Genomic DNA, 4100 nt, shown 5'->3' on the forward strand with positions numbered 1-4100 from the left:
CAATGATTAATATTTTAAAGATATTTTAACTATTTCAAATGATTTATTCTATTTGACAAACTTATCACATGGATATTCGATGAAAATCTCAATAACCTCCAGCTTCAAACTTCCTTACTTTATCAAAGCCTGAAGATCACTCCATGCTCCGCCGTTATGCACATGTAAATCGGGTAAATTACATAAATGGTAAGCACAATTCCACAAAATATCAATACATTTTCATAACCTGCTTAGAATTTTTTTGTCGATATAAAAGGTTCCGAAAGGAATAAAACATGCCAGAATCACTTTCCATGTAGTTTCCTTAAATTTCCAGTGCTGCTCAACACCTACGCTTAGGGTATTGAAAAGAAAAAGCAGAAACAGAGTTCCATGAATGGGTCCCATCATCTTGACAAGGGCAGGATTTCCCAGCCAATATTTCAAAGGAACGGCAACGAAAACTAAAGTTAATAGAGATATTCCTTCCAAAATAGCAAGGATTCTCAGGCGTCCGATTTTTGTTTTTAGTAAATGTATCATGATTATCTGAAATAAGGTCTGTTAACAAATGGGGAGAACGGCCACGGAATCGCTATAAAGATAACAGCAAGAGCAATAGCGAACCAGATCAGCATCGTTTTGAATTTTTCCTTATCAATATTTTTTCTTTTAGCTAAAGCCGAACCAATCGTAATCAGTACAATAGCAGTGAACATGAGGGAAATATGAATCAGTCCAAAGAAAAGCAGGTCCAGAGATTCTTTTGCTTCACTGAAGTTTTTCCAGAAATACTTTACAATAGGACTTTTAACATACAGAATGATTCCAAAGATCAATTGAATATGGGCAATAGTGGCGGTCCAATGTCTTACCGAATCATCTGTTTTCGAAAATGTTTGATGATAAAAATAACCTCTAAAAGCTCTCCATAGAGCATAAACAAGACTTAATAGAACGATCCAGCGAAATGTGGAGTGCAAATAGGTAAGGGTCTGGTACATGGTAACTTTTTTGAACGCATCAAAGGTATAATAAAAACATACTAATTAGTATGTTTTTTGATAAAAAATTATTCCATGGATTTAAAATAAGATTTAAGTCCCTTTAAATAAGTGAGATACACGGATTTTGAATTTTCCAGTTTTCCTAAATTTCGTACACCCCAATATCCGGACATAACGAATACTGCAATTTCTTTGGCATTCACATGTTCTTTTACGGTACCTTCTTTCTTCCCGTTTTCAATACAGGTGATCATTGCATTTTCCCAAAGCCCGGACAATTCATTCAATGCTTTCGTAAACTCTACATGCCAGGGAGCCATTTCCTGGGTGAAATTGGAAGTGGGGCAGCCGTATTCAACCTTTAAAAAATCGTTTTCCATTAAGATGCCATAGACCATCTTGTAAATGCTTTCCAACGGCTGGTCACTGTTTTGAAGGGGTTCAATAAAAGTACTTTGAAAATTGCTTTTCAGAAGTTCGTTAATGATGGACAGCCCCATCTCATCTTTTGTTTTAAAATGATAATAGAAGGCACCTTTTGTCACCTGTGTGGTTGCAATGATCTCATCTACACTGGTGGTCTGGTAACCTTTTGTATAGATTAGTTCAAAGGCTTTCTGAAGGATATTCAGGCGGGTTGCTTCTGATTTTTTCATTGGGAGAATCTGGCTTTAATGCAAAGGAACGGAATTTTTGAACAAAAAAACAAACTATCATTATTCTGATATTAAACTACAATTTAAATAATTTTTATAATACATTAATTCGTCGGAAATTTGTCTCGTCAAACACAACAAAATTATAACACGATGAATGATCAAAAAGAAATACAGATCAAAACAGAATCTACTGCAAAAAGCAAAGGTCTCCCGGCCGCATTGTGGGCATTGACGATTAGTGCATTTGGAATCGGAACCACAGAATTCGTCATTGTAGGACTTCTTCCTACTGTGGCAGGAGACCTTGGAATCAGTATTCCTTCGGCTGGACTTCTCGTGAGTTTATATGCGATAGGAGTAGCGATAGGAGCTCCCATATTAACGGCATTAACAGGAAAAATACCCCGTAAAGCATTGCTGATTTCCATCATGCTGTTATTCGTCATCGGAAACGGACTGGCTTCTATTGCTCCAGGATTTATTACGTTGGTGATGGCCAGAATTCTTACAGGATTTGCCCATGGGGTTTACTTTTCTATCGGTTCAACTATTGCGGCTTCGCTGGTTCCAGAGGAAAAAAGAGCCACTGCTATTTCAATTATGTTTGCAGGACTTACCCTTGCGATCGTAACCGGAGTTCCTTTGGGTACTTTTATCGGACAGCATTTCGGATGGAGAGCGACCTTCATAGGCGTTTCTATTCTGGGAATCATAGGCCTGGTAGCAAGTATGCTGCTGGTTCCGAAAAACCTTAAAAGCGATCAGACTGCCTCTTTAAAAAGTCTTCCGAAGGTATTTGGAAACAGACGTATGGTCTTTGCATTTTTAATGACTGCGATGGGATATGGAGGAACATTTGTAGTGTTCACTTACTTATCTCCAATTTTACAGGAGATCACAGGATTTCAGGAATCTACGGTGACGTTTATTCTTCTGATTTACGGAATCGCTATTGCTTTAGGGAATCTTTTAGGAGGTAAAACAGCGAATAAAAATCCTTTAAAGGCACTTCTCTGGATGTTTGCAGCACAGGGGTTGGTATTATTAGCCTTTTATTTCACGGCAGATCATCAGATTTTAAGCATCATCACTTTATTTCTTTTAGGAGGTTTGTCGTTTGCCACGGTACCGGGGCTGCAGCTTTTGGTTGTACAAATTGCCGAAAAAGAACTTCCGGGAACGGAAGATGTGGCATCAGGAGTTAATATTGCGGCATTCAATATAGGAATTGCTATTGGATCTTATACCGGTGGTCTTATCGTCACTTCTTCCTTAGGATTGGCAAGTACGCCGTGGATAGGCGCTTTGTTTTTACTGGCTACAGTATTGATCACAGTTTACAGCATCCGTTTAAGCAAAAATCAAAAATAATTTCACCTGTTTTTATATTTTCAGGGACTGTCCGTAATTGGGCAGTCTTTTTTTAGTCTCTATATTTAGTTTTAGCCTTATCCTTATTTTAAATTTCATGAATCTCAGCATCTGTAAATACAAAGAATTTTCCACCTTTAGGAATGTTTTTGGTATCCAATCCTGTAAATTCACTGAAGGCTGGTAATAACAGTTGGTTTTGAGTCTGAACAAAGCACGGAAGCCTTATTTTTTTTACAGAAGAGTTCAATACAACACCAGGATGAATATGTCCTGTAATCTGAAATTCCGCCAATGTTTTATCAAAATCATGAATAAAAGTAAATCCATTAATTGTTAATAATTCGGATTTAAAATTTAAGCATAATTTTTTCTCTAATTTCGCTGACAGGCGGTCGTGGTTTCCTTCCACAAGATAGAATTGAAGATCAGGATACTGATTTCTCCAACGGCAGAATTCATCTACATCCGAGTTGTCTCCGGCATGAAGCAGATCTCCGACCACAATGAATTTTTCCGGCTGGAAATATTCAATCAGAACAGAAAGCCTTTCCAAATCACTTTTCATAATTTGATTGGCTAATGCAATTCCGTTTTTCCGGAAATGGGCGGTTTTTCCAATATGAAGATCAGATAAGATCAGTGCTTTCTCCTTTTTCCAAAATGCCGCACGCTGATTGGTTAAGGTGAAAACTTCATTGTTGAGGGTGATATTTTTTACTGCGATGTTCAATTTTTTTTTGTAAAATGTATTAATGAGGTTGGAAGCTGGAAGAGGAAAATTTTATACGATGATATATCAATTATTATTCATCAATGATCTTTTATGTTTTAACTACCCCGTCTTTTTGCTTTGCAAAAATCCACCCCTTCATAGAAGGGGAATCGAGGATCCGGATAAATTATTGTCAATTTATATTTCTATCATGACCCAGAAACCTGAAATAGCCAATCTCGGATCATGAAATCCGAACCAACCACATCACTCATAATTTATAACTTTGAACTCTAAAACTCTAAAACTCTAAAACTCTAAAACTCTAAAACTCTAAAACTCTAAAACTCTAAAACTCTAAAACTC

At 36.9% G+C, this 4100-nt stretch carries 5 protein-coding genes; 1 reads left to right on the plus strand and 4 read right to left on the minus strand.

From position 1 onward, the window contains the following. Positions 1-222: 222 nt before the first annotated feature. From NZD88_RS21200 to NZD88_RS21210, 3 genes are all read right to left on the minus strand, one after another. Positions 223-525: a DUF3817 domain-containing protein gene (locus NZD88_RS21200; protein ID WP_169233198.1), complete on the minus strand. Its 303-nt coding sequence runs from the start codon at positions 523-525 to the stop codon at positions 223-225. 2 nt (positions 526-527) lie between these two features. After that, on the minus strand, positions 528-986 hold the full coding sequence (locus NZD88_RS21205) for a hypothetical protein (protein ID WP_259831818.1): 459 nt from the start codon (positions 984-986) through the stop codon (positions 528-530). 68 nt (positions 987-1054) lie between these two features. Next, positions 1055-1645, minus strand: a complete 591-nt coding sequence (locus tag NZD88_RS21210; RefSeq protein ID WP_259831820.1) for a TetR/AcrR family transcriptional regulator — start codon at positions 1643-1645, stop codon at positions 1055-1057. A gap of 153 nt (positions 1646-1798) precedes the next feature. On the opposite strand from NZD88_RS21210, the gene NZD88_RS21215 reads away from it, so the two are divergent. Further along, on the plus strand, positions 1799-3019 hold the full coding sequence (locus NZD88_RS21215; protein WP_259831822.1) for an MFS transporter: 1221 nt from the start codon (positions 1799-1801) through the stop codon (positions 3017-3019). 88 nt (positions 3020-3107) lie between these two features. Here NZD88_RS21215 and pdeM read toward each other — a convergent pair whose 3' ends face one another. Further along, positions 3108-3752, minus strand: coding sequence for a ligase-associated DNA damage response endonuclease PdeM (pdeM, locus tag NZD88_RS21220; RefSeq protein WP_259831824.1), 645 nt, complete (start codon positions 3750-3752; stop codon positions 3108-3110). Positions 3753-4100 lie beyond the last annotated feature (348 nt).

The sequence above is a fragment of the Chryseobacterium pyrolae genome (assembly GCF_025153485.1).
Taxonomy (GTDB): domain Bacteria; phylum Bacteroidota; class Bacteroidia; order Flavobacteriales; family Weeksellaceae; genus Chryseobacterium; species Chryseobacterium antibioticum.